Here is a 26768-nt window from a genome sequence, read left to right as displayed (position 1 = left end):
AATTCAGACTCTGCCCATTTAGGGCGCCGGGTTGGGATTCCCCTGGTGTATAGCTTCGATAGCCGCTAATTGCTCACTGTCCAGGGTAATTTCAACGCTGGAAATATTGGAACGCAATTGCTCGATAGTTGTGGCGCCAATGATATTTGAAGTGACAAATGGCTGCTGATTCACGAATGCCAGTGCCGTCTGCGCAGGGTCCAGACCAAACTCCCGGGCCAAATCCACATAGGCCTGGGTCGCAGCCAGGGTTCGCTCTCCAGCGTAGCGCTGAAAGCGATCATAGCGGGTAAGTCGTGCACCCTCAGGCTTCCTTCCCCCAGATACTTGCCCGAAAGAACCCCAAATGCGAGGGGGAGTACGCCAATAGGCCACATCTCTCGCGAATAGCAATTTCAGCGCAGCCAACTTCAAAAGCCCTGTTTAAAAGACTGTAGGGGTTTTGAATCGATACAATCCTTGGCTTCCCGTAGGCAATCGACTGCTGCAGGTACTCAAACATACCCCAGGGGGTCTCATTGGAAACACCGATATGACGAACCTTACCCTGCTCAACCAACTCCTCGAGTGCGCCCAATGTTTCAGCTATAGACACACCATCATCGCTGCCGTGGGTATAGTCCAGGCGCCCGAAGAAATTAGTTTGCCTTTCAGGCCAATGGACCTGGTAGAGGTCGATATAGTCAGTGCGCAAACGTTTTAAGGAATCGTCACAAGCCTGCAAAATCTGCTCTCGGTTCAGGCGGGGACCCGAGCGAATATGACCGACACCTGAATTGGCGGCACTGCGGCCCGCCACTTTAGTTGCGACAACAACCTGGTGCCTGCCTCCTCGCGCAGCCAACCAGTTGCCGATATATTCCTCGGTTCGGCCCTGAGTTTCTGGCCGTGGCGGTACAGGATACATTTCCGCACAATCAATAAAGTTAACCCCCTGAGATATTGCATAGTCGAGCTGCTCAGCGGATTCAGCTTCATTATTTTGTTCACCATAAGTCATGGTGCCCAGGCAGATCTGGCTGACCTTAAGGTTGGTGGTGCCGAGTTGGCGATACTCCATTGAAAAGCCCCCATAAACCGAAAAACTGAAAAACCGAAAAACCGAAAAACCGGATTATGCAGCTTTGCTAGGAAGAGTTGTAGGAGTGCATTACGGAAGGAGAAACGGGACTCCCAAATGGAGTCCCGTAAAATATCAGCTGAATTTGGTTTCTACCATGGGTGAGGTGTCAGCATCGTAATCAACGCCATCAACACCAAATCCAAACAACTTGAGGAAATCCGCCTGATAGCCCTTGAAGTCAGTCAAGTCAAACAAGTTCTCAGCAGTTACCTCTGGCCAGAGCTTTTCGATCTTCGCCTGAGTCTCAGGGCGCAGTTCTTTCTCGTCCATACGTAAACGGTTTACATCATCGAGACGTGGAGTATCGGTATAGAGCCCCTCAGTGTAGAGGCGGTATAGCTGTTCGATACAGCCCTCATGAGTCCCCTCTTCTTTCATGATTTTGTACGCAAGAGAGATATAGAGTGGCATCACCGGAATTGCAGAGCTGGATTGGGTCACCAGCGCCTTCAAAACGGCAACGTTAGCCGCAGCCTTACCGTTATCGGTGATCGCTTTTGCCGCGCGATCAAGATCTTCTTTAGCTTTACCGATAGTCGCGTGACCATAAATCGGCCAGGTCAACTTTTCACCGATATAGGTATAAGCCACAGTTTTGCAGTTATCAGCCAATACCCCGGCATCACCGAGGGCCTGCATCCACAGTTCCCAGTCTTCACCACCCATAACCTTGACGGTATTTGCGATCTCTTCGTCGCTCGCCGGCTCCAAAGTAATATCGGAGATCTCCAGCTTGTCAGTGTTCAGATTCTTGGCAGTGTAAGATTTGTTAATGGGCTTGAGGACAGAGCTATACAGCTCACCGCTTTTCGGATCTGTGCGACGCGGGGATGCCAAGCTGTAAACCACGAGATCAACCTGACCTAAGTCTTCTTTGATCATCTCTACAGTCTGGGCTTTCACCTCATCTGAAAAGGCATCGCCATTGATACTCTTTGCGTAAAGCCCCGCTTTGTGGGCCTCCTGCTCAAAAGCTGCGGAATTGTAATAACCCGCAGAAGCCGTGCGCTTTTCAGTAGGCGGCTTCTCGAAGAACACACCAAGGGTGCTTGCGCCGCAACCAAAAGCAGCTGTAATTCGTGATGCCAGGCCGTAGCCTGTGGAGGCACCTATCACCAGCACCTTTTTGGGCCCATTTTCAACCGCTGGCTGGGACTGAATATACTCAATCTGCTCGCGTACGTTAGCAGCGCAGCCCTGCGGGTGGGCATTGGTACAAATAAAACCGCGTACTTTCGGCTGGATGATCATCCTTACAGTCTCTCCCTTCGTCTTTTGGGAATCGTTGTTACCTGATTACAGATACGCTGGTGGCGCTCCGGAGAACTATCAACCCAAGGTCGTGAGTGCGACGCCTGGGTCAGGTTCGTGGGCCATTCTAATCTCTGTCGCCGAGGAGTCCCATAGCGGTATTTCCCACAATCGATAGATGACGTCCAAAATATCTACTATCCCGGCCAAAGCGCCATATCCTGTTCAAAACCCAAACAGGAAATCGATATTTCCTGACTTTCCTGCACATAAAAGGGGCTACAGTGATTAATGTCGCGCCAAGCCGGTGCCACAAAAGGGCTAATTGACATATTTCCACAGGAAAATTCATCAACTGCGCTTTTTCTGGCTTGGCACGCTGTATGCAGTCTCACCAGTGAAGGAAGCTTTTCGCTGTCATACAGCAAGCCAGGGATGGCTCGAGCGTTGTTCAACCTGTAGTAAGTTAGGAAGGTCAGAGTGAAATACTATTCGCGACACTGTGTGAAACCCGGAGACCTCAATCCCGCCCAGCGCCTGTTTGGCGGACAGCTACTGTCCTGGATTGATGAGGAAGCAGCAATCTTTGCCGGCTGCCAGATGGGTACTCCAATGCTGGTCACCAAACTGATGTCGGAAATTGACTTCGTCAGCTCCGCTTGCTGCGGTGATGTGGTGGAGTTTGGATTCGAAGTGGTTGGTATCGGCCAAACCTCTCTCACAGTCCATTGTGAGGTTCGCAACAAACAGTCACAGCAGCTGATTGTGCAAGTAGACCAAATTGTTTTTGTCGCGCTGGACGCACATGGCAAGCCCACCCCTCACGCAAAGGCCGGCATGTCCCTGGAACAGGCCCGAATTGTTACTCAACAAGAGCGGGAGGTTCGCGAACGCAGAATTGCCAGCTGACTCTACCCCGGAGCAATAACGCTCTAGAGCAGTGAACCGGTGGCGGTATACTGACGCTTTGCACTAACCGCCATCGACTATGTTTGAACTGCGATTTCACACCCCCAAACCCTGGGCTCAAGTGGTGCTCGCCGACTTTGATCGATTCCTGCAAGACCATGCTGCCGCAGAGAAAAAGGCCTCCGGCATGGCGGTATCCATGTTCTCTCACTATCCCGACAAGCCCGTTTTAGTGGAAGCCATGATCAATCTGGCACTGGAAGAAATGAACCACTTCCGCCAGGTTATCAAGATTATGCATGATCGAGGGATCTACCAGGCACCGGATGTGAAAGACCCGTATATCAACACCCTGCGCCAACTGATTCGCCGGGGGCCCGATGAATACTTGATGGACCGCCTGCTCACCGCAGCGATTATCGAAGCGCGGGGGTGTGAGCGCTTTGGACTGGTGGCTGAAGCTCTGCCAGCTGGCCCCCTGAAGACCTTCTACCAGGTCATCACCGATAGTGAAGCTCGCCACCACGAACTATTTGTCGAACTCGCGCTGGAGTACTTTCCCCGCGAAAAAGTGGAAGCGAGGCTATCTGAATTACTCGACGAGGAAGCCGCGATTACTGCCGCACTCCCACACCGCGCGGCATTGCATTAGCGGACCGTAATTCAACGCAATTCCTATTCCCCTCCAATGGTGTATCCTGGCGCCAATCTCTAGCCCGACGTAGAGGCGCCAAACATATGCAGACTTTCCTTCGCCAACACTGGTTCCATCTGTTCTTATTGACCACATTTGCCATTACCTGGGCCTGGTCTGCCTGGAACCCCCTGCACCCCGATGACTGGTTGCTGGAGAACTATCTGGTATTTGCCGCTCTACCGATCATTTTGATCAGTGCACGGAGTTTTCCCTTATCGAATATCTCCTATACATTGATCACCATCTTCATGTGCCTTCATGTGATCGGCTCTCACTACACCTATGCCGAAACTCCTTTTGGCTACACCTTGCAGGAATGGCTGGGCTCCGATCGCAATATGTACGACCGCCTGGTGCATTTCAGCTTTGGCCTTCTCCTGGCCTATCCGGTGCGAGAGGTTCTTGTGCGCCTGGCTCAGCTGCATGGATTCTGGGCCTATTTCTTCCCGGTAGACGTGACTTTTGCGCTCTCATCAATCTACGAAATCATCGAGTGGCAAGCGGCAAAAGCTGTCTCTCCAGAATTGGGCGCAGCCTTCCTTGGCTCCCAGGGAGATATTTGGGATGCGCAAAAAGACATGCTGCTGGCGGGGCTCGGCTCTATCACCACTATGCTGGTGGTACTCGCCCTGAACCTGTGGTTGAACTCCAACGCCTGGAGTGAGATTCGCAACAGTCTTAAGGCCCCCCGGGTGACAGCGCCCTGGGAGAAACCCGCTTGCGCCACTGGTGGAGTAATCGACGCGGCTAGAGTCCAGCCCTATTTGGACAATGCATGATTTAGCGGTAAACGGGTTGTCTGCTTCATCGTCTCCATTACAAAACTGGAGCTGACATCAAACAGGTCGGCCTTGATCAGTTCCTTATAGAGACGATCGTAGCCAGGCATATCGGTGACTACCGCTTTGATCAGATAGTCCAAATCTCCACTCATGCGATGGACCTCAAGAATTTCAGCCACCCCCTGTATCAATTCGCTAAAACGGGCGGCCCACTGATCATTGTGCTGGTTCGTACGAATTGAAATATAGACCGTCAGCGGCAAGTTCAGTTTTTGCTGATCAAGGAGGGTAACCCTGTCGCAAATCACCCCCTCATTCTCAAGACGGTGAATGCGGCGCCAGCACGCCGACTTGGACATCCCAACCCGCTCGGCAATGTCCCCCACTGACAGGGTCGCATCAGCCTGCAACAGCTCTAGTATTGCCCTATCCAATTTGCTTAATCCTTCAGTCATCACTCAGTCCCCGCCTCGCCCAATCACACAAAATGACGCCTTATGGCACATCTTTACGATTTAAATCTTATTATCGGCACATTCATTCATAAATTACACAATAAAAGATACAAGTAGAGACATTGTTTCAAGCATTCGGGACTAAAGTGAGCCCCACAAAACAGGGGAAAGGAAATCATGACAGACCTGATAAAGCACATTCGCGACTCGGTAATCGGCGAATTGCAAGCAATCGTAACGCCGTTTGGAAAACGTCCTCTGGTGTACGCCGATTACACAGCTTCCGGTCGTGCGCTGACATTTATCGAAGAGACTATCCGCCAGCAGGTACTGCCCTTCTATGCCAATACCCACAGCGAGAGTTCTTATGCAGGTGCCCATACCACCGCGCTACGGGAGCAGGCCCGTGAAGAAATTCGTCAGGCAGTCAACGCCAGCGATAACCATAAAGTGATTTTTTGTGGTTCTGGTGCAACAGCCGCGATCAACAAATTGATCGATATTCTCAACTTGCGCCTGCCCGCAGACCTGGATAGGCAACACCAGCTCTTAAGTAGAATTCCCGAACATGATCGCCCGGTTATTTTTATCGGCCCATACGAGCACCACTCCAATGAACTCCCCTGGCGAGAGAGCATTGCCGATTTGATCGCTATTCCACTGGATCAAAGAGGCAAACTTGACCTTGAAGTACTGGAATCAGAACTGCGTGCCCATGCCCATAGACCATTTAAAATCGGCAGTTTTTCTGCGGCCTCTAACGTAACCGGAATCAAAACAGATGTAGAGGCAGTGACTGCACTCCTTAAAAAACACGGAGCTTTATCATTTTGGGACTACGCCGCCGCAGCACCCTATGTGCAAATTAATATGCAAGGGCCAGCAACGCCGGATAGCCACTACCAAAAGGATGCCGTGTTTATCTCCCCGCACAAATTCATCGGAGGACCTGGCACCCCAGGTATTCTGGTTGTACACGAAGATCTGCTGAAAAATTCGGTACCTGCCACACCGGGAGGCGGTATCGTCCTTTATGTCACGCCGGAAGATCACCGCTATCTGGAAGACGCCGAGCGCAGTGAAGAGGGCGGCACCCCAGCCATTATCGAGTCGATCAGGGCCGGAATGGTTTTCAGACTTCAACAGACGGTGGGCACAAAAGAGATTGGTCGACGCGAAACCCAATTTTTACAGCGGGCACTGCAACGCTGGTCGGAGGAGGAGGCCATTGAGATACTCGGCAATACTGACTCTGCGCGACTATCCATCATCTCCTTGCGAATTAAATGGAACAATAAGGACCTTCACTACGGTTTTGTAGTGGCATTGCTCAATGACCTGTTTGGTATTCAGGTTCGCGGAGGCTGCTCCTGTGCCGGTCCCTATGGGCACGCTTTATTGGGTATCGATATGGCCCACAGTAAATCCCTGGAAGAACAAATCCTGCAAGGTCACAAGGTACTGAGACCCGGTTGGATAAGACTCAATTTTAACTATTTTATCAGCGAGGAGGTCTTCGAATACTTATTGGAGGCAATGGCCCTGGTCGCCAACTACGGCTGGAGATTGTTGCCGTTTTACCGTTTTGACCCACTCACCGGCGTATGGCGATATCAGGATAAAAAAATGAAGACATCGCTTGATATTTCTCAGCTGACATTTACCGAGAAAGACACGCAACAAGAGCAGGAGAACCGTTGCAACTTAGATCTTAAGAGCTATTTAATGATGGGAGAAAAAGAGCTTCGCAAAGTTGGTCGCGAAGCCCATTTCTACGATTTAAGACTACCTGATGAGGCAGAACCCCTACGCTGGTTTGCCAGCCCCCGGGAAGCGGCACTGGCACTTTAAGTGGGAAGCGAAGGGGCTTCTACCGCAACAGCAACAGAGGCTGGCGGGCTTTCAACAACATTTTTACGGTGATGCTTCCCATCAGAAGGTCGTGCAGGCGGTTGTGACTGAAAGCTCCCATCACGGTTAGGTCAATCTGGTGCTCGGTTTGGTAAGCCACCAAAGCTTCAACGGTATTGCCGGTGAGATTACTGGTAGTACAAGTGAGTCCTGCAGAATCCAGTTTGGCCGAGGCTTCAGCCAACAAACTCTCCGCAGTTTCAGCGGGCCCTACATAGACAAGGTGACAGGAGAGTTCGCGAAATAATGGGCTCTCTGCAACCATCGCCAATGCCTTGCACGAGGCCTCACTGCCATCGTAGGCAAGCATCACCCTGCTGGGCTCTGTGAAGTCCCGATTGACCACCAGAATCGGCTTGTGCAGTGAGCGCACTACTGTCTCCAGGTGAGCGCCAAGTCCACGCTCAGAATCCCCGTGCTCTTCACCGCGAATTCCCAACACCAGCGCGCGAATGGAGTCTTCCATTTCCACCACTGATTCTGTCAGGCTGTCGTGACGCTGGCAGGCTTTGATATTTTGCACACCGGCGTCTTCGGCACGGCTGCGGGCGGCCTGTAGCATCAGTTTGCCCTGCTGCACCATTAACTGCGCCCGCTGCTGCTCCAGCGCAGTTAACTCTTCCAGTAACTCCTCCTGACTTCCCAGGCCAATGCTGCCGGTAAAATCGGTTACCGCAGGGACACTGCTTCTTTCGATGTTGTGCAACAGCTTTAACGGTGCTTGCAGGCTCCTGGCCAGCCAGGCCGAGTAATCACACACCGCTCCAGTGTAATGAGAGCCATCGATACAGGAGAGTATCAATGGCGCCTTGCCGCCATTGCCTGTGTTCTCATTGTTATTTTCGCTGTTGCTTACGGCCATCAATGTCCTCCAAGAACCCGCTCAATTTCCTCGGGCTTATCGTGTACGCCAAAACGGTCGACGATCGTTTCACTGGCTTCATTCAATCCTACCAGCTCGACTTGTGCTCCCTCACGGCGGAACTTAAGCACCACCTTGTCTAGCGCATTAACCCCGGAAACATCCCAGAAGTGCGCGCGGTTGAGGTCGATCACCACCGTATCCACCACCTCTTTGAAATCAAACGAAGCGGTAAACTTATCGGCTGAATTGAAAAATACCTGCCCAATGACCTTGTAAGTGCGGCGACTCTGCTTTTCATCCAGGGAGCTGCTCACATACATAAAGTGACTGACTTTGTTGGCAAAGAAGAGCGATGCCAATAGCACACCGACAAATACACCATAGGCCAGGTTGTGAGTCCACACTACCACAACCACAGTGGCCAGCATTACCAAATTTGTAGAGAGTGGGTAGTGCTTCAAGTTGCGGATGGAGCCCCAGTCAAAGGTGCCGATAGAGACCATAATCATGACTGCCACCAGCGCCGCCATGGGGATCACAGCAACCCAGTCACTGATAAACACTACCAGTGTCAGCAGACCGATACCGGCCACCAGAGTGGAAAGACGGCCGCGGCCACCGGATTTCACATTAATAACAGACTGGCCGATCATGGCACAGCCAGCCATACCACCCAGGGTACCCGCAGCAATATTGGCAATACCTTGACCTTTACACTCACGGTTCTTGTCACTGGTAGTATCCGTCAGGTCGTCGACAATCGTCGCCGTCATCAGGGATTCCAACAAGCCCACTACGGCCAGACCTGCGGAGTAGGGAAGGATAATCTGTAAGGTTTCAAAGTTAAGCGGAACATCTGGCCAGAGGAACACAGGCAGAGTATCCGGCAGCTCACCCATATCGCCGACAGTGCGAATATCCAATCCCATCGTCACTGCCACTGCGGTGAGGAGCAGAATACACACCAGCGGTGATGGCACAGCCTTGCCAATCACGGGGATATAAGGGAACAGGTAAATAATCCCCAGACCCGCCGCAGTCATTGCATAGACTTCCCAGGTGCCGCCGATCAATTCCGGCATTTGCGCCAGGAATATTAATATTGCCAGGGCATTGACGAACCCTGTCACCACAGCCCGGGAGACAAAACTCATTAAGCTCCCCAGCTTCAGGTAACCCGCAATAATCTGCAGTACCCCCGTCAATAAGGTTGCCGCAAGCAGATATTGCAACCCGTGTTCTTTCACCAGGGTCACCATCAGCAGAGCCATGGCCCCGGTGGCAGCGGAGATCATTCCCGGGCGACCGCCGACAAATGCAATCACAACAGCGATACAGAAAGAGGCGTAGAGCCCGACTCTGGGGTCAACGCCCGCGATAATCGAGAAAGCGATGGCTTCGGGTATCAAAGCCAGGGCCACTACCAGGCCGGCGAGAACATCCCGACGTATGTTGCCGAACCAGTCGGCTTTGGTCGATGAGAGCAGCGAAGGAAACATAGGAGACAGCTAATTAAATTGAGATTGATCAAAAAAAGGCCGCGCACTCTACCATAAACGGCAGCAACCCCGCATGGCGCAGCCTCCCTCTCCCCCACTTTTCCTCTGACAAATATCAGAACTGTCCACTGCCGTCCGACCGTGGACAAGGCGGACACCGGACACTTTTTGCGGACACCATCAAGAAAACTAAAAACTACAAAGTTTCAAAAAATTCCTTTTATTTCAACAAGTTAAATAAAAATTAACTGTTGGCATGCTTATTGCGATACCCCTCCTAACAAGCAGATTCTTAACTCAGAATCCAAATTTCCAAAAGCCTGCATCCAAATAGCAATGACAGGCAAACAGTAAGAGAAACGGAAAGCCGCAATGATTAGAGATACTTCCAGGCAAGATACCAAGATAGAAGCCGTGCCGGTTTGGAAGAACAAAAAGGTCGTCAAAGCCTCGGTATTTGCCAGTTTGACAGTGGCATTCCTGATCTGGGGTATCAATTCCTGGCACAGCAATAGCTCCGTCGACAGCACCCTTTCCCTTTCCCGAATCAATATCGCCCAAGTCCAGCGAGGAGACCTGGTGCGGGACCTGGTGGTTCAGGGCCAGGTGGTCGCTGCAAACAGCCCCACGCTTTTCAGCCCTGCCCAGGGCATTGTGAAGTTTGCGGTGAAAGCTGGGGATACCGTTGACGAAGGGCAATTGCTGGCCACCGTCGACAGCCCGGAACTATCCAATCAACTGGCCCAGGAAAACGCCCAACTCAACCAGTTGACGGTGAACCTGCAGCGCCAAAAAATCCAGGCCAAACGCCAGCATATGGAAAACCAGCAAAAGGCCGACCTGGCCAAAGTCAACCTCACCGCTGCCAAGCGAGAGTTAAGACGTGCAGAGCTGTCTATGGAAAAGCAAATTATCTCGCGGCTGGATTTTGAAAAAACCAAAGACGATATGGCCCGAGCCCAGCTGGAGTACGAACAAGCCGTACAAAATGCGGGACTGGAAAAAGAATCACTGACCTTTGAAACCCAGAACCTGGAACTCCAGGTCTCACAACAACGCCTTCAGGTAGAAGAAACTGAGCGCCGTGTACGCGAGCTGAACATTATCTCACCGGTCAACGGCACCGTCGGTAGCTTAGCTGTGGCGCAGCGCAGCGCCGTAGGCGCCAATGCGCCACTTATTACAGTTGTCGATCTCACCAGCTTTGAACTCGAGGCCAAGGTGCCGGAAAACTATGCCGACGACCTGGGCATCAGCATGGCCGTGGCAATCAATCTCGGTGGAAAAGAATTATCCGGGGAAATTACCGCAATCTCCCCCGAAGTCATCAACGGTCAGGTGGTTGCACGGGTTCGTTTCACTGAGGGCCAGCCGAAAAAGCTTCGACAAAATCTCCGCCTCACCGCCCGCATACTGCTGGAAAACCGCAATAACGTACTGTTGGTCAAACGCGGTGGCTTCCTCGATCAAAGCGGTGGCAACCATGCCTTTCGTTTGAACAGCGAACAACAGGCGGAGCGAGTTTCCATCCAGATAGGCGCCTTTGGCTTAAAACAGGTAGAGATTATCTCGGGCCTACAAGAGGGAGACAGAATCATTATCTCCTCTTCCGAGGAACTCGAAAATGCCCAGCTAATTGCGCTGACAGATTAACCCCGAATTCAAATTGGAGCTCGATATAGCTCCTTAGTAAATCAATCAATAATTTAAAGTTTAAGAAAAAGGGAATATCGCAATGTTGAAAATGAACAATATCCGTAAAAGTTTCCGTACCGATACTATCGAAACTCATGCGCTGCGCGATTTCAGTCTCGAGGTTAAAGAGGGGGAGTTTGTTTCTGTAACCGGCCCCAGTGGCTCCGGTAAAACCACCTTTCTTAATATTGCCGGCCTACTGGAAACGCCCACCAGTGGAGAGTACCTGCTCGACGGTGAGAATGTCAGTAATCTCAATGACCGCCAGCGCTCACATCTGCGCAACGAAAAAATAGGCTTTATTTTCCAGGGGTTTAACCTGATTCCCGACCTAACCTTATTCGACAATATCGACGTTCCCCTGCGCTATCGTGGTTTCAATGCAAAAGAACGTCGCAAGCGTATTGAAAAAGTGCTCGAGCAGGTAGGCCTTTCTGCACGCGCTAAACACCTGCCGGCACAGCTCTCCGGTGGACAGCAGCAACGTATCGCTATCGCCCGCGCTTTAGCTGGCGAACCCCGTTTTCTGCTTGCGGATGAGCCCACCGGTAACCTCGACTCCTTAATGGCCCGCCAGGTAATGGAGCTACTGGAGTTTATTAACGAGTGGGGAACCACCATCGTAATGGTTACCCACGATCCAGAACTTGCACGCCGTGCCCACCGCAACATCCAGATCGTAGATGGACAGGTTTGCGATTTACGTGCGGTCCCCGAGCATCCTGCTGCCGTTACTGCTTAAGGAGACTGCACCATGTTTGGATATTATATTTCCCTGGCCCTACGAAGTTTGCGCGGAACCCCGATTTTAAGCAGCTTAATGGTTGCCGCTATTGCAGTCGGTGTCGGCGCCTCTATGACGGTGCTGACCCTGAACTACACCATGTCCCAGAATGCTTTAAAGCACAAAGACGACGTTCTCTTTGCTGTACAGCTAGACAGTTGGGATGTTAATAAAGCTTACAAAAGTAAGAATGAAATACCCTGGCAGCTGACCTATCGGGACGCCGAAGCGTTATTGCGCTCAGATATTCCCCCCGTCAAGTTGCCATGCATCGCTACGGTTTTACCGTTGAGATTGAAAACTCTGCTATTAGACCTTTTGAATCACATACCCGGGTAACTACCCGGGACTTTTTCGCTTTGTTCGATGTGCCCTTTATTTATGGCGGCACCTGGGAGGAGTCTGCTGATAGCTCTCCTACTCAAGTAGTTGTGCTTTCCAAGCCGACAAATGACAAGCTTTTCTCTGGTCAAAATAGCGTTGGAAAGACAATAAAACTCAACGACGAACCCTATACGGTAGTGGGTGTTATCGACACTTGGGAGCCCTCACCAAAGGTATATGATGTCAACAACAGCCCGTTTGATACAGTAGAAGAGTTATTCATACCCTTTGGCTTACACCGCAAGTTGGAAATTCACAGCTGGGGCAACACCAATGGCTGGGACAATGCCGATCCGCAGGGATATGAAGAGTTTCTACAGAGTGAATATCTCTGGGTTCAATACTGGGTTGAACTTACAACTAGCGAGCAAAAAGCGCAGTACGAAAATTTTCTTCGCGCTTATATACAGCAAGAGAAAGCTCAAGGGCGTTTCGAGCGACCACTAAAATTTGCCTTGAGTAAACCATCTGAATGGTTGGTTCTCAATGAGGTACTCAGTGATGACAACCGTATTCTTGGGTGGGTTTCTCTGGCGTTTCTCCTGGTATGTATTATCAATGCCGTCGCATTGTTGTTGGCAAAATTTCTACGCAAAGCACCAGAAGCTGGTGTACGTCGCGCCTTGGGAGCAAGTAGAAGTGCGATTTTCACCCAGCACTTGATTGAAAGCGCAACCATAGGAATCATCGGCGGAGTAGCAGGTATTTTTCTCGCCATACTCGGCCTTAGCGGCATTCGCTACCTGGCCATGGGCCAAATCGACACACTTCCAACTATGGATTGGGTCATGATGGTTGCGGCTATTGGCCTGGCTATTGTCGCAAGCCTATTGGCAGGCTTTTACCCAGCATTGAAGATCAGTCAAACCAACCCTTCTATCTACCTGAAAACCCAGTAAGGCCTGACCATGCTTGAATTAAAACCGATGCTGTCCGCCCTCTGGCGCAACAAAGTTTCTGCACTGCTGATTGCCCTTCAGCTTGGCTTAACCCTGGCAATTATCAGCAACACAGCAATAATAATCCAAGATAGAGTAGAAAAGATAAACCGGCCCACAGGAATCGATGTCGACAACATTATTACTATTGGGTTCATGGCAATACCAAAAGACTACGACACAATTGGGGCGGTAAGAGCCGATTTGGGGATTCTCCGCCAACTTCCAAATGTTGTCGATGCTTCGATCACTCAACAAATCCCTCTATCGCAATCAGGATCGTCTTCGGTATATCACAATAAAGCCAATCAGGAGATCGGCGGTGAGGGAGCCAACTACTATCAGGTTGATCCACACTTTATTAACACCCTAAATTTAGAGTTAGTCGCAGGTCGCAACTTTACCGAGGCAGATATGCAGGCCAGCAACTCTCACGAGGCTACAAAAAAACCTGTTGTCATTATCACCCAGCAACTTGCTGACAAGTTCTACCCCAATCAGGATCCTATAGGGCGGCCAATTTTCTCCGGTGGTAGCTCTGAACCGATGGAAATAGTCGGAGTTGTAGAACGGCACTTGGGAGCCTGGGTTGGATGGTCCAAAGCTGGCAATGTGATGTTTTACCCAGAAATAAAAAATAGGCGTTATGCAAAATATATAGTACGTACAGAGCCGGGCAAACGCGATGAGGTAATGAAGGTGTTAGCTGACAAGCTGTCTGAACGGGACCCTCAGCGAGTAATCTCTGTTGAACCACTCTCTAAGTATGTCAAGCGCAGCTATGCTATCGACAATATGATGGTTAAAGTACTTTCTATTGTTGCAGCCATGTTGAGCTTTATTGTAGCTCTTGGCATTGTAGGTCTAACCATTTTCTGGATTAATCAAAGGGCCAAGCAAATTGGTGTTAGACGTGCATTAGGGGCCACCCGTACTAATATCAGCCGATATTTCCTTATTGAGAATGGAATGATAGCGAGTCTGGGTATCGCAGTGGGAAGTGCAGCGGCACTGATTGCCAATCAATATATGGTTCGCGATTACTCACAGCCTGCTTTAACGATTGTTCCCCTAGTTGTTTGTGCACTACTTGTCCTTTTGGTCAGCCTTGCTGCTGCACTTGCCCCAGCTTTGCGAGCAGCGAATATATCACCGGCAACAGCCACTCGAAGTATTTAAACAACAACCTTGAGGGGGTGAACTACATACTCACCCCCAAATAAAGGTCAAAATTTTTTATTCACTTCGCATGATTTATTTGTCACATCCGGCGGACATGCCCAGACTACAGAAAATAAACAATAAGGACATTGATCTTGTTAAAAAAAATATCTTCTTTATTTTTTGTGGGGCTAACCTTCATTAGCCCAAACTCACAAGCTGAAAAACATCCGGTTATTGCTGGCCCACTAGTAACTGAAGAACTAGTACAACAAATTACTAGAGCCGACCAACGTTTATTTGATGCATTATTCAATAATTGTGATCTAAGAGAAGCACAAAACTTGGTTACCGATGACTTTGAAATGTACCATGACAAGTGGGGTCAAACAGCAAAGTCTGGAGAGGAGTTTGTCAATGCCATTACCAATATGTGTAAACAGCGTGAGAATGGAAATGGTATTCGTGCACGTCGTGAACTGGTAATCGAGAGTACTAAAATCTACCCTGTTAACCATTACGGTGCTATTCAGTCAGGCACCCATCGATTTTATGGCATCAATGACGACAAATCTGAGATCTTACGGGAAAGTTCACAGTTTACTCATCTCTGGAAACAGGTAGACGGAAAGTGGCAGCTCGCGAGGGTACTCAGCTTCGACCATAAACCTGCTGAGCAACATATCGCCCACTAACTCTCCCTAATCTATTTGTGGCAGGGAAAACCTGCCACAAGCACTCCCCCTCGCCATCAACACATTGCATAATAGGCGCCTTAATAGCGTGTCTTAGAAACTATGGACAAAGTACTTATTATTGACGACAACAGCAGTATCGTTTCTGCCCTGGAGATCCTGTTGTCTCTGCATGACTTGCAGCCACTTTGTGCGATTACTCCTCAAGCCGGCTTACAGCTACTACGAGAGAATAGCGATATCAACCTGGTTATCCAGGATATGAATTTCACCGCTGACACAACTTCTGGAGAAGAAGGCAAAGAACTGTTCTTTGCGATTCGGGAAATAAATCCGGACCTTCCGATTATCCTGCTGACCGCTTGGACTCAACTGGAAATGGCCGTTGAGTTAGTCAGAGCTGGTGCTGCTGATTACCTGGGTAAGCCCTGGGATGATAATAAGCTAATATCCACAATTAACAATTTATTGGAGTTGGGAGAATTACAAAAGCGCCAGCAGGCATCCCAGCAACAAGCTTTGAATGCTCGCAGCCAATTACGGGAGGACTTTTTACTACAAGACATAATTTACCGCAGCGATAAAATGCAAAAGCTGTTGGAGATGGCCACTCAAGTAGCGAAATCTGAAGTTCCCATCCTGATCACAGGGCCAAATGGGGCAGGCAAAGAAAAGATTGCTGAGATTGTCCAGGCGAACTCTTCATCTAGAGAAGGGCCTTTTATTAAAGTTAACGTAGGTGCACTGCCAGAAGATCTGATGGAAGCAGAGCTGTTCGGGGCCGAACCTGGAGCCTATACCGGCGCCGGCAATCGGGCACGGGAAGGCAGGTTTGAAGCTGCCGATGGCGGCACCCTGTTTCTCGATGAGATTGGCGAGCTGTCACCCAGTGGCCAGGTGAAATTACTGCGCGTACTACAAACCGGGGAATTCCAGCGTTTAGGCAGCAGCCAAACCCGCAAAACCAAAGTTCGGGTAATCAGTGCTACCAATAGGGATCTCCACAAGGCTATCGAGGAAGGCAAGTTTCGCCAGGATTTATTTTATCGACTCAATGTTATAGAGCTGCGCCTTCCGCCACTGCATGAGCGCCCTGAGGACATCGCCCCCCTCGCAATGAGCTTCCTCGCAGAAAGTGGTAACTCCAAAAAACTATCTCCTCAAGCATTAAATGCCCTTACTCGCTATCATTGGCCCGGCAATGTACGGGAGCTGCAAAATGTTATGCAGCGAGCGGCCGTCCTAAGTCAGGAGGATACTATCGATGAAGCCGTCCTGGCACTTCCTGAGCAAATGACAACCGATAAAGTGGAAGTGAGTTTTGAGCCCAGCCGCGAGTTGCTACAAGAGACACTATCCAACTGCAATGGCATTATTGCCCAGGCTGCACGAGAACTCGGTATGAGCCGCCAAGCGCTATACCGCCGCCTGGAAAAACACGGTATACCCTATTGATGTCGAAATATTTTTCACTTGAAGGCCGCCTTATTACAACAGCGGCCATTCCCTTAGTCGCTGGTATTACCATATCCTGGCTCGGCACTCGGGCTGGCTTTAACCCCTCGCTATCCTGGGCAGTGGGGCTTATCATTTCATTGCCGTTATTAATTATACTGGTTCGCCTTATAATTACCCCCTAACTAGCACCCTAAAATCACTACAAAATGGCCTGCTAAATTTTCGTGACGGCGACTTCTCAATTTCCCTTGTACATCCAAAGGATAGCGAGCTCAGAAAAATAACACTGCTTTACAATGAAATTGGCGAACATTTACGTAAAGAGCGCGCTCATATTTATCAACGGGAACTCCTTTTAGACACCGTTATCCAGACATCTCCCCAAGCTCTTTTACTGGTCGATCAAAGCGATCGTATTATTTACTCAAACAGTAGTGCCAAACAACTACTCAATAATGGTAAGCCTATACAAGGGTTAATGTTACAAAACCTCCTACCCAAAAGCCCTAAAGAAATAGCTAGCGCCATTAATAGCTGGAAAAATGGACTATTTAATTACACTGATAGTAATGGACCGCACTCCATGCATATCGGGAACAGTACATTTATATTGAATACCCAAAAGCATCGCTTAATCGTCTTGCGGGAAATGACCCGCGAACTAACTCGTGCGGAAGTAGAAGTTTGGAAAAAAGTTATTCGCCTGATAAGCCATGAACTGAACAACTCCCTTGCCCCGATCTCGTCTCTCGCCCACTCAGGAAAAATGCTGGTAACAAAGCCCGGCAAAGAGAAAGCCCTGGAAAAAGTATTCGATATTATTGCAGATCGCTGTAAGCATCTAACAGAGTTCACCCAAGGATATGCCTCTTTTGCAAAACTCCCTCCCCTAGCTGCGAGGCCATAACTTGGCAAGATCTAGTCGATCGTATAATGCCAATTCAGGCCTTCTCAATTAAGGGCGCCTTACCGGATGAACCCGGTTATTTTGACCCCATTCAAATTGAACAGGCCCTGTTAAATTTGATTAAAAATTCACGAGAAGCTGGTAGTGATAGTGAGAATATTGAGCTTGAAGTCAGCACCGATATCCTTGGGCAAAAGTTAGTACTCTCCGATCGTGGCTGTGGCATGAGTGAGAAAGTGCTCGAGCAGGCTTTGCTCCCCTTTTTCTCAACTAAAGAGCAAGGTGTCGGCCTGGGCTTAGCTCTCTGCCGAGAAATCATTGATGCACACGATGGGTACATACAACTCTTGAACCGCCCCGGTGGAGGGTTACAAATTTGCCTCTGGCTACCATGGAAAAACAATAAAAATTAAATGTGCAACAAGTTATGCTACAAAAGCCATCCAGACGGGGAAATATTTTCAAACAGTGTCAACGGGAAAATTTCTCAGTGATCAAATGAACGTCACACTTTAGTTTAAAATTATGCCAAATCTCTATAATTTTATTGCGGCCTAATCATCTTAAAACGTCATCCCTCTGTAGCTAATAATAAAAAAACTGAGCTGCCACAACTCGAAATCTGACTATTTTAGTAAGTTTTATTTATGTCTGATTTCGGAACTTATAATTATCTCGGAACGCACAAGAAGGGATCATGCTAAAAATAAACAGTTTGCTCTCCGTCGGCACGCTTGCACTGAGCCTGATGACAGTCAATGCCCACGCCGTTAACTCATCTCAAAAGGGCGGTGATCAAGTCGACTTGGTTATTGCCAATGAAGCCAAATTAATTGATATGCTCAAGCGCTCTGGGCGCATCAGCCAAGATGCCTCTATTGCAGAAGCTGAACGCACTTTAAAGGTTTACTTAAAAGAGCGGGCCACCCATAGCATTAATGGGGCTCAAGATCTTTCCAGCGATACCGTAACGATGATGCGCGATGCCCGAGGAGGACATCACCCCCGGCTTAAAAGGGGCAAAGGCCCCCTTCACCGCAACCATGGCAGCCGCCACCCTAGAAACATTCAACTAGAGAGCTACGACGGTGAAGCCCAAACTGCACGGGTTCTCGCTATATTGATGGAGTTCCCCGATTTTCCCCATAACAGCATCGAGCCCGGGGAAAGTGATATGTACTACGCGGATTACGCCGCTGAACATTACGCTGACTTACTTTTCTCCCAAAACGGCTTTGAAGGCCCCAATGGGGAAAACATGCTATCCATGCAACAGTTTTACTGGCAGCAATCCGGTAACAGCTACTCAGTTGAAGGCTCTGTAGCAGGTTGGTATATGGCCAGCCAACCTGCAGCTTTTTACGGCAATAACACTGATGGAGATGCCCGCTCCCTGATTCGCGAGGCCCTGGAAGCTGCAGCTGCCGACCCCACAGTAGACCTGTCAGATTTTGATATTGAAGACCGTTACGACTTGGATGGTGATGGCGATTTTTGGGAAGCAGATGGTTTAGTAGACCACATCATGATCTTCCACTCCTCGGTTGGTGAAGAAGCAGGTGGCGGGCAACTGGGCGAAGACGCCATTTGGTCTCACCGTTGGAATCTTGGCGGAGTCTATTCACTTGAAGGGACTACTGCGGAGGTAGATTACTGGGGCGGCACTATGGCCGCTTATGATTACACCATTCAGCCGGCTGACGCCGCTGCAGGGGTTGTCAGTCATGAATACGGCCATGACCTGGGCTTGCCCGATGAATACGATACCGATGGTAGCGGTCGCGGTGAACCCGTCTCCTCCTGGTCCATTATGTCCAGTGGTAGCTGGGCCGGTATTATTCCGGGTTCAGAGCCCACCGGCTTCTCTGCCTATGCCAAGGAATACCTGCAACACAACCATGGTGGGAACTGGCTTCATGGTGAAACTATTGCACTAGATGAAATTCCTCGCCGCGGTATCGAGTTGCTACTCGATGAAGCGGTTAATAAGGGGACCAATAACGATGCAGTCCGAATTGACCTACCAGCAAAACAAGAAATAGTTACCGAACCCAGCAGTGGAGAATACGCCTACTTCAGCGGTAGCGGCAACAACCTGCAAAACTCTATGACAATATCTGTTGATCTGAGCAATGCAGAAACAGCAAGACTCTCTTTCAAAGCTTGGTACGACATTGAGCTGGATTGGGATTACGCCGCGATCATGGTAGATTCCGGTGATGACTTTGTCTCCATTCCTGGTTCAGTAACTACAGATACCAACCCCAACGGCACCAACCCAGGTAATGGTATTACTGGTAGCTCCGAGGGCTGGATTGACGTTGCATTCGATCTAAGCGCTTACGCCGGGCAAGAAATTAGCCTTTCACTTACCTATATTACTGATGGCGCCGTAGCGAATTCAGGTCTTTTTGCCGATGACATCAGCATCGAAATTGATGACACAACATTCCTTTTCGATGATGCTGAAACTGATGGCAACTTTAGCCTTGCAGGCTTTAGCCGAAACCCAGGCTATCTCGAGCACGATCACTACTACTTACTCGAATGGCGTACGCATCGCGGCGTTGATGCCGGATTGGCACATGTGAATGTAGCCGGCGAGATGCTCACTTTCACAGAAGGCCTCTTGGTTTGGTACGTAGATTCCAGCTACGATAATAACTGGGTTGGCGTACACCCAGGAAATGGCTTCCTCGGAGTTGTTGATGCCGACCAAAATGTATTGAGATGGAGTGATGATTCCGTTGCCAGTACCCGCTATCAGGTTCACGATGCCACATTTAACATCGAAAGAGCCGACGACATGGTTCTGGATTTACTCGAGGACTACGGCATACTCTTAAGTGACACTCACAACCGCCGCTACCCATTGTTTAATGACACCCGGAGCTATAGCAGCGAAGAAATACCAGATGCCGGCCGCGCTATCACACCTTACGGCTTAAAGGTTCGGGTCGTATCTCGCAGCGGAGATAAATCTGTAGCTAAAATACGCGTAACCAAGTAAAGAAGTAAAAACAGACGGCGCCTACATGGCGCCGTCTCCAATTTAACAAATAGAATAAGATTACCGCTTAAAACAAAGCCTTTAATTTGAGCAAAACTCCCTTCTCCAGCTAACCTGAATGCCAGAAACTTATTTTCATCATTCAGGCGTTCATTTATGGAAAAGCCTCTAGACAACTCCCGTCGCCACTTTCTTAAGCTTTCAGGAACATCGCTACTTTTAATTCCTGCCACATTTATTTCAACACCCTCAGCTCAGGCCCAAATCAAAGCGCAAAAAGACAAGGTAAATTACCAGGATACTCCCAAGGATGGGAAAAAGTGCGTGGACTGTCAGCTGTTTGAGCCCCCCAATGCCTGCCTGGTTGTGGAGGGCGATATCAGTCCCGAAGGGTGGTGTAGCTTATTTGTTTTGAAGCAGGGCAACCCAGTTTCAAATTAAGCTGGGACCCGCTGTTCACCGCGCAATTTAATCACGTCCGCGCGGGGCGGAAGACCAAACATACGGCTGTATTCACGACTGAAATGAGAGGGGCTCTCATAGCCAACCCGATAGCTGGCGGAAGCCGCTTCCAGTCCCTCAGTCAACATTAGGCGTCGCGCCTCATGTAAACGCAGCTTTTTCTGGAACTGCAACGGGGACATGCGCGTGATCTGCTTAAAGCTGTGATACAGGGATGACTCACTCATATTGGCCTGGTCGGCCAAGTCACTGATACGCAGCGGTTCTGAGAAACGGTCTTTTAGCACCTCAATCACGCGGGATACCCGGTTCGCCTGGCTATCTACCATGGCAAACTTGCGCATCCGCGCGCCAATCTCCCCCATCAGGGCGCGATAGATAATCTCACGCCGGGCTAATGGCGCCAGTATCGGGACATCTTTAGGGCTATCCAGCAAGGAGACCAGCCGGTTTAGCGCATCAAGCATACCGTAATCCATTTTGGTCAGGCACAGGCCGCAGCTGACTTCGGGGCAGTCGTAGCCAGCCTCCACACCCGGCGCCTTATCACCCAGCTCCATAACCAGGTCTGCCACCTCTTGCGGATCGATCGTTATCTTTACGCCGAGAAACGGAGTATCCAGGGAAGCGTCTTCAACACGCCCCAGGATCGGCAAGTGCACTGAGGTTGCCACATAGCTCAGCGGCATATAGGAGATTTCCCGGTCTCCCAGCTCCAAGGTCTTGCGGCCTTGAATAATAAAATTCAGGGACGGTGTATACACCGATGCCGCACAGGCTCCCGGCTCATTGCAGCGAATCAGGGAGAGACCACCCAGTACCGTTTCATTTAATCCCTGTTCCGGTGCCTGACGCATCAGGGAGGCAATCAGCTTCTGCCGTATCGACTCCATATCCATGGCGACAGAGTTAAATTCCGCTCTTTTTTCAATGCTCATATGCTCCCCTTGTGCCCGCTAACAATTCCACGACTCAACACGAAGTGGCACAGAGTATACGGAGTTTTAGGCAATTTCCGTGTAGTTTTGCAGGATTGGGCAATCACTGTGCAGTAATAGGTAACTATAACCGATTAATAGCCCTACAGTCGCTGTAATATCTTAATCACTTTTTGCGATAACTAGTTATATATCCAGTTCTTTACACATCCAATAGAATGTGATCCTTCCAACCCAAAAGCACGTCTTAAGTAGAAATAGGCAATCAATTAACAGTTCCCGGATACCGCAACCAACTTGGCCAGCGCTAGAGTTACGCCCTTACTGGGAGAAGCACCCAATAGCCCTTCCCCCTCCGTAGCAAAGGGAGTACACGCGTAATGGTAAGAAAATTAACGACGGTTTTATTCGGCGTATCTGCACTGGTACTCGCCGGCTGCAACAGTGACGCACCCAGCGGTCAACAACCGCCTCCCCCAGCTGTGGAGGTCGCCCAGGTATCTGCAGGAAATACGACATTGTGGCGCAGCTTTACCGGCCGTGTGGCAGCCCCAGAAACCGTTGAACTGCGCCCGCGGGTTAGCGGTTATATCGACAAGGTTTCATTTGCCGAGGGAACTCTGGTCAAACAGGGCGATGTCCTGTTCACCATTGACCCCCGCCCTTATCAGGCCCGCGAACGCGCCGCCCGCGCAGACCTGGCTCGGGTTCGCAGCGACCTCTCCTATAGCGAGAAGCAAGCCGGCCGGGCAAAACAGCTACTCAACAGCAAAGCCATCTCCCGCGAGGAATACGACCGGCGTATCGCTTCGCGAGATTCGGCCCGAGCGGCTCTCAGCGCCGCCGAAGCAGCACTGGAAAATGCCCAGTTGGACCTTCAATACACTGAAGTTAAAGCACCAATAAGTGGCCGAGTAAGCCGCGCCCTGGTTACTCAAGGCAATCTCGCCAATGCCGACAGCACCCTGCTGACAACGCTGGTCTCTGTCGACCCAATGTACGTGTATTTCGAAAGTGACGAACAGACTTTTGCTAAGGGCCGCGACTTACTTAATAGCGGGCAAAAACCTGCTGTGCGCGTAGGTCTCGCCGGTGAGCAGGGCTATCCACACAGTGGAGAGTTGGACTTTATTGATAACCGCCTGAACAGCCATACCGGCACTATTCAGTTCCGCGCTGTGGTTAACAACAGGGACGGCTTTTTCAGACCGGGGCAATTTGCCCGGGTGGAAATGCCAATTGAAGAGGTTTCACAGGCAGTTTTAATCAATAGCAAAGCGGTTCTTACCGATCAGGACCGCCGCTATGTCTACATCGTCAACGACAGTAATGTCACCGAAAAGCGCCCCGTGGTCGCTGGCCAACGCCAAGGTGACCTTGTGGTTATCCGCAGCGGCCTGGAGCCCGGCGAGAAAATTGTGGTGAATGGCCTGCAAAAGATTTTCTTCCCGGGCATGCCCGTCGCACCGGAAATGGTGGCCATGCAGGAGCAGGTAAAGGCGACCCAAGTCGCTGGCCACTAAACAAAGAGCAAGGGGCTTGCCGAAGTGAGCCCATACATTCAGCTAATCCTATCAATGGAATCCGAGCGGCTGACTGAGTCGCTCTCGGAGTAGCAGTATATGAATTTTTCCCGTTTCTTTGTCGACAGACCGATATTTGCATCCGTGTTGTCGATCATTATTTTCGTCGTCGGCCTGATCAGTATTCCCTCACTGCCGGTCAGCGAATATCCCGAAGTTGTACCCCCTAGCGTGCAAGTGAGTGCTCGCTATCCTGGCGCTAACCCTAAGACGATCTCAGAAACTGTAGCCACGCCGCTGGAAGAAGCGATTAACGGCGTGGAAAATATGATCTACATGAAGTCAGTGGCTGGCAGTGATGGCACCCTGACTTTGAACGTGACCTTTGAGTTGGGCACCGACCCGGACCAAGCCCAGGTACAGGTGCAAAACCGGGTGTCCCAGGCCCTGCCGCGCCTGCCTGAAGATGTCCGCCTGCAAGGTGTTACTACCCAGAAGCAGTCGCCAAACCTGATGATGGCGGTGCACCTGATTTCACCGGACGATAGCCTCGACGCTACCTATATTCGCAACTACGCCGTACTGCATATTCGCGATGAGCTATCGCGCATTCCCGGCGTGGGTCTTGCCGCCGTATTCGGTTCCGGTGACTACGCCATGCGCTTGTGGGTGGACCCGCAGAAAGCCGCCGCCGTAGGCATTACTGCTGCCGATATTGTCAGTGCCGTGCGTGAGCAGAACGTACAGGTTTCCGCCGGCCAGATCGGCGCCTCCCCCATGCCGAACGGCTCCGACTTCCTGATTTCCATTAACGCCAAAGGCCGCCTGGAAAGTGAAGAGGAGTTTGGCGATGTTGTACTCAAGACCGGCAATAATGGTGAGATCACCCGCCTGAGAGATGTGGCCCGTGTAGAGCTGGCCTCTTCCCAGGACTCCCTGCGCGCCCTGCTCAACGGCCGCCAGGCTGTCGCCATCCCTATTTTCCAATCCCCCGGCTCCAACTCACTGGAGGTTTCTGCGGCGGTACGGGAGAAAATGGCTGAACTGGATGATCAGTTCCCGGAAGGCCTCAAGTGGGAAGTCGCTTACGACCCCACGGTTTTTGTTAGCACCTCCATCAGCTCAGTGATCAAGACCCTACTGGAAGCCGTGCTGCTCGTGGTTCTGGTAGTTATCCTGTTCCTGCAAACCTGGCGCGCCTCATTGATCCCACTGTTGGCCGTGCCGGTATCTATTGTCGGCACCTTTGCGGTGCTGTTGATGTTGGGCTTCTCAATCAACACCCTGACCTTGTTCGCTATGGTGCTGGCCATCGGTATTGTGGTGGATGACGCCATTGTGGTGGTGGAAAACGTCGAGCGGAATATCGAGGAGGGACTGACACCTTTAGCCGCTGCCCACCAGGCCATGCGAGAGGTGAGCGGTCCAATTGTCGCGATCAGCCTGGTGCTCTGCGCGGTGTTTGTGCCCATGGCATTCCTGGACGGCATCACCGGCCAGTTCTACCGCCAGTTTGCCACCACTATTGCCATCGCCACCATTATCTCCGCGATCAACTCTCTGACTCTATCTCCGGCTCTGGCGGCAACTCTGTTGAAGCCTCACGGCGCCAAACCGGATATGCCCGCGCGGATTATTGAGCGTTTGTTCGGCTGGATATTCCGCCCGTTCAACCGCTTCTTCCAGCGCAATTCCGAGCGTTACCAGCGGATCGTTGGTGGTAGCCTCAAGCGTCGCGGTATCGTATTTGGTGTTTACCTGATATTGCTCGGCGGTACTTTCGCCCTGTTCCAACAGGTCCCCGGCGGCTTTATTCCGGTTCAGGATAAGACTTACCTGGTGGGTAGTATCCGCCTGCCGGAAGGTGCCTCCCTGGATCGCACCGAGGAAGTTGCTCGCCGCGTGAGTGAATTGGCCCTGGAAACAGAAGGTGTTGCCAACGCCGCGGCCTTTGTCGGCTTCAATGCCCTGCAAGGTACCAACACTCCCAACGTGGGCACGGTATTTATCCTGTTCGACGATTTCGATGAACGTGAGCGCAGTGCCCAGGAAATCGCTGCGGAGCTAAATGGCAAGATCTCACAGATCAAGGAAGGCTTTGCCATGACCTTTATGCCGCCGCCCATCTTCGGACTGGGTGCCGGTTCCGGCTACTCCCTCTATGTTCAGGACCGTCGCGGTGCTGGCTACGGTGAGTTGCAAAACGCCACCAATATGTTGGCTGGCGCCCTGAGCCAAGCCAGCGGCCTCAGCTACCCCTTCAGCTCCTACCAGGCCAATGTGCCGCAGATGGACGCGGAAGTGGATCGACTACAGGCCAAGGCTCAAGGTGTGCGCATGGACGACTTGTTCGGCACCCTGCAGCTCTACTTCGGCTCTATGTATATCAACGACTTCAACCTTTTCGGCCGCACCTACCAGGTCGTTGCCCAGGCTGATGCACCCTTCCGCGATGAAGTGCAGGATCTCGATAATCTCTACACCCGCAATATGAATGGGGAGATGGTGCCCATCAGCACCATGGTGACCCTGCGCCAGAGTTACGGACCAGACCCGGTGATCCGATACAACGGCTATCCGGCAGCCGACCTGATGGGGCAGTCCGATCCCAGCATGTTGTCCTCTTCCGAGGCACTGGCAGCGGTTGAGCAGGTTGCCAGCCAAGCCCTGCCACCGGGCATGCAAATCCAGTGGACCGACCTCAGCTTCCAGCAGGTCAACCAGGGCAATGCCGCCATGGTGGTTTTCCCTCTCGCAGTACTACTGGTATTCCTGGTGTTGGCCGCCCTCTATGAAAGCTGGGTAATGCCACTGGCGGTGATCCTGATCGTGCCCATGTGTCTGCTGGCTGCACTATTCGGTGTCTGGGCTACTGGCGGCGACAACAATGTATTTGTTCAAGTCGGGCTGGTTGTACTGATGGGGCTGGCTTGTAAGAACGCTATTTTAATCGTGGAATTTGCTCGCGAACTGGAAATGGAAGGCAAAGGCACTGTCGAGGCTGCACTGGAAGCCTGCCGCCTGCGTCTGCGCCCGATCATTATGACTTCAGTCGCCTTTATTGCCGGTGTTGTTCCACTGGTATTGGCCGGCGGCGCTGGCGCTGAGGTGCGCAATGCCATGGGCATTACCGTATTTACCGGCATGATCGGTGTAACCCTGTTTGGCCTGTTCCTCACTCCGGTATTTTATGTTGCCCTGCGCAAGATTGCCGGCGGCAAACTATCAGCTGCCCGTCACGCAGATAGTCAAGAAAGCAATTTACCCTTAGAGCACGCGACTAATACTTAACCCCGCTTATCCCGGGCGCACCAACACTAT

22 protein-coding genes and 1 pseudogene are annotated in these 26768 nt (G+C 50.9%); 17 read left to right on the top strand and 6 right to left on the bottom strand.

Annotation, left to right across the window (positions count from 1 at the left end):
- Positions 1–18: 18 nt before the first annotated feature.
- Positions 19–1060, bottom strand: a pseudogene (locus QT397_07510) (NADP(H)-dependent aldo-keto reductase).
- A gap of 135 nt (positions 1061–1195) precedes the next feature.
- Positions 1196–2374, bottom strand: coding sequence for a trans-2-enoyl-CoA reductase family protein (locus QT397_07505; protein ID WNZ57181.1), 1179 nt, complete (start codon positions 2372–2374; stop codon positions 1196–1198).
- A gap of 480 nt (positions 2375–2854) precedes the next feature.
- Here QT397_07505 and QT397_07500 point away from each other — a divergent pair, with 480 nt between their 5' ends.
- The 3 genes from QT397_07500 to QT397_07490 all read left to right on the top strand — a co-directional run bounded on the left by QT397_07500 (position 2855) and on the right by QT397_07490 (position 4759).
- On the top strand, positions 2855–3283 hold the full coding sequence (locus tag QT397_07500) for a hotdog domain-containing protein (GenBank protein ID WNZ57180.1): 429 nt from the start codon (positions 2855–2857) through the stop codon (positions 3281–3283).
- Between the two features lie 79 nt (positions 3284–3362).
- The gene (locus tag QT397_07495) at positions 3363–3935 is read left to right on the top strand and encodes a tRNA-(ms[2]io[6]A)-hydroxylase (GenBank protein ID WNZ57179.1); all 573 of its coding nucleotides are present in this window, start codon (positions 3363–3365) and stop codon (positions 3933–3935) included.
- 86 nt (positions 3936–4021) lie between these two features.
- Positions 4022–4759 (top strand): DUF2238 domain-containing protein, encoded by a 738-nt coding sequence (locus QT397_07490; GenBank protein ID WNZ57178.1) that lies wholly within the window; start codon positions 4022–4024, stop codon positions 4757–4759.
- Here QT397_07490 and QT397_07485 read toward each other — a convergent pair.
- Positions 4741–5217, bottom strand: coding sequence for an Lrp/AsnC family transcriptional regulator (locus tag QT397_07485; protein WNZ57177.1), 477 nt, complete (start codon positions 5215–5217; stop codon positions 4741–4743). The two genes, QT397_07490 and QT397_07485, sit on opposite strands and share 19 nt — an antisense overlap.
- A gap of 177 nt (positions 5218–5394) precedes the next feature.
- Here QT397_07485 and QT397_07480 point away from each other — a divergent pair, with 177 nt between their 5' ends.
- Positions 5395–7068, top strand: a complete 1674-nt coding sequence (locus QT397_07480; GenBank protein WNZ57176.1) for an aminotransferase class V-fold PLP-dependent enzyme — start codon at positions 5395–5397, stop codon at positions 7066–7068.
- 19 nt (positions 7069–7087) lie between these two features.
- Here QT397_07480 and QT397_07475 read toward each other — a convergent pair whose 3' ends face one another.
- Both QT397_07475 and QT397_07470 read right to left on the bottom strand, forming a co-directional pair.
- The gene (locus tag QT397_07475) at positions 7088–7990 is read right to left on the bottom strand and encodes a universal stress protein (GenBank protein ID WNZ57175.1); all 903 of its coding nucleotides are present in this window, start codon (positions 7988–7990) and stop codon (positions 7088–7090) included.
- The gene (locus tag QT397_07470) at positions 7990–9480 is read right to left on the bottom strand and encodes a SulP family inorganic anion transporter (protein WNZ58513.1); all 1491 of its coding nucleotides are present in this window, start codon (positions 9478–9480) and stop codon (positions 7990–7992) included. The genes QT397_07475 and QT397_07470 overlap by 1 nt, the downstream gene beginning before the upstream one ends.
- A 384-nt stretch (positions 9481–9864) precedes the next feature.
- Here QT397_07470 and QT397_07465 point away from each other — a divergent pair, with 384 nt between their 5' ends.
- From QT397_07465 to QT397_07415, 11 genes are all read left to right on the top strand, one after another.
- On the top strand, positions 9865–11145 hold the full coding sequence (locus QT397_07465) for an efflux RND transporter periplasmic adaptor subunit (protein ID WNZ57174.1): 1281 nt from the start codon (positions 9865–9867) through the stop codon (positions 11143–11145).
- An 82-nt stretch (positions 11146–11227) separates the two neighbouring features.
- Positions 11228–11929, top strand: coding sequence for an ABC transporter ATP-binding protein (locus tag QT397_07460; protein ID WNZ57173.1), 702 nt, complete (start codon positions 11228–11230; stop codon positions 11927–11929).
- A gap of 12 nt (positions 11930–11941) precedes the next feature.
- A complete protein-coding gene (locus QT397_07455; GenBank protein WNZ57172.1) occupies positions 11942–12310 on the top strand; it encodes a hypothetical protein in 369 nt (122 codons plus the stop codon).
- Positions 12238–13254, top strand: coding sequence for an ABC transporter permease (locus QT397_07450; GenBank protein WNZ57171.1), 1017 nt, complete (start codon positions 12238–12240; stop codon positions 13252–13254). The genes QT397_07455 and QT397_07450 overlap by 73 nt, the downstream gene beginning before the upstream one ends.
- Positions 13255–13263: 9 nt before the next feature.
- Complete coding sequence (locus QT397_07445; protein ID WNZ57170.1) at positions 13264–14472, top strand: ABC transporter permease; 1209 nt, start codon at positions 13264–13266, stop codon at positions 14470–14472.
- A 137-nt stretch (positions 14473–14609) separates the two neighbouring features.
- A complete protein-coding gene (locus QT397_07440) occupies positions 14610–15149 on the top strand; it encodes a nuclear transport factor 2 family protein (protein ID WNZ57169.1) in 540 nt (179 codons plus the stop codon).
- A gap of 102 nt (positions 15150–15251) precedes the next feature.
- On the top strand, positions 15252–16604 hold the full coding sequence (locus tag QT397_07435) for a sigma-54 dependent transcriptional regulator (protein ID WNZ57168.1): 1353 nt from the start codon (positions 15252–15254) through the stop codon (positions 16602–16604).
- Between the two features lie 586 nt (positions 16605–17190).
- Positions 17191–17514, top strand: a complete 324-nt coding sequence (locus tag QT397_07430; protein ID WNZ57167.1) for a hypothetical protein — start codon at positions 17191–17193, stop codon at positions 17512–17514.
- Positions 17515–17540: 26 nt separating this feature from the next.
- On the top strand, positions 17541–17927 hold the full coding sequence (locus QT397_07425; GenBank protein ID WNZ57166.1) for an ATP-binding protein: 387 nt from the start codon (positions 17541–17543) through the stop codon (positions 17925–17927).
- A gap of 284 nt (positions 17928–18211) precedes the next feature.
- On the top strand, positions 18212–20524 hold the full coding sequence (locus tag QT397_07420; GenBank protein ID WNZ57165.1) for an immune inhibitor A: 2313 nt from the start codon (positions 18212–18214) through the stop codon (positions 20522–20524).
- Positions 20525–20680: 156 nt separating this feature from the next.
- Positions 20681–20965 (top strand): hypothetical protein, encoded by a 285-nt coding sequence (locus QT397_07415; GenBank protein WNZ57164.1) that lies wholly within the window; start codon positions 20681–20683, stop codon positions 20963–20965.
- On the opposite strand, the gene QT397_07410 is transcribed toward QT397_07415, so the two are convergent.
- Positions 20962–21924, bottom strand: a complete 963-nt coding sequence (locus QT397_07410; protein ID WNZ57163.1) for an AraC family transcriptional regulator — start codon at positions 21922–21924, stop codon at positions 20962–20964. The two genes, QT397_07415 and QT397_07410, sit on opposite strands and share 4 nt — an antisense overlap.
- Positions 21925–22304: 380 nt before the next feature.
- Here QT397_07410 and QT397_07405 point away from each other — a divergent pair, with 380 nt between their 5' ends.
- Together QT397_07405 and QT397_07400 are read left to right on the top strand one after the other, a co-directional pair.
- Positions 22305–23447 carry an efflux RND transporter periplasmic adaptor subunit gene (locus tag QT397_07405; GenBank protein ID WNZ57162.1) on the top strand — a complete coding sequence of 381 codons (1143 nt, stop codon included), beginning with the start codon at positions 22305–22307 and terminating at the stop codon, positions 23445–23447.
- 99 nt (positions 23448–23546) lie between these two features.
- Entirely contained in the window at positions 23547–26738 is a 3192-nt protein-coding gene (locus tag QT397_07400; GenBank protein ID WNZ57161.1) for a multidrug efflux RND transporter permease subunit, read from the top strand.
- Positions 26739–26768 lie beyond the last annotated feature (30 nt).

The sequence above is a fragment of the Microbulbifer sp. MKSA007 genome, from assembly GCA_032615215.1.
GTDB lineage: Bacteria > Pseudomonadota > Gammaproteobacteria > Pseudomonadales > Cellvibrionaceae > Microbulbifer.
Note: the sequence above shows the minus strand (reverse complement) of the source record. Positions and strands in the feature narration are given on the sequence as shown.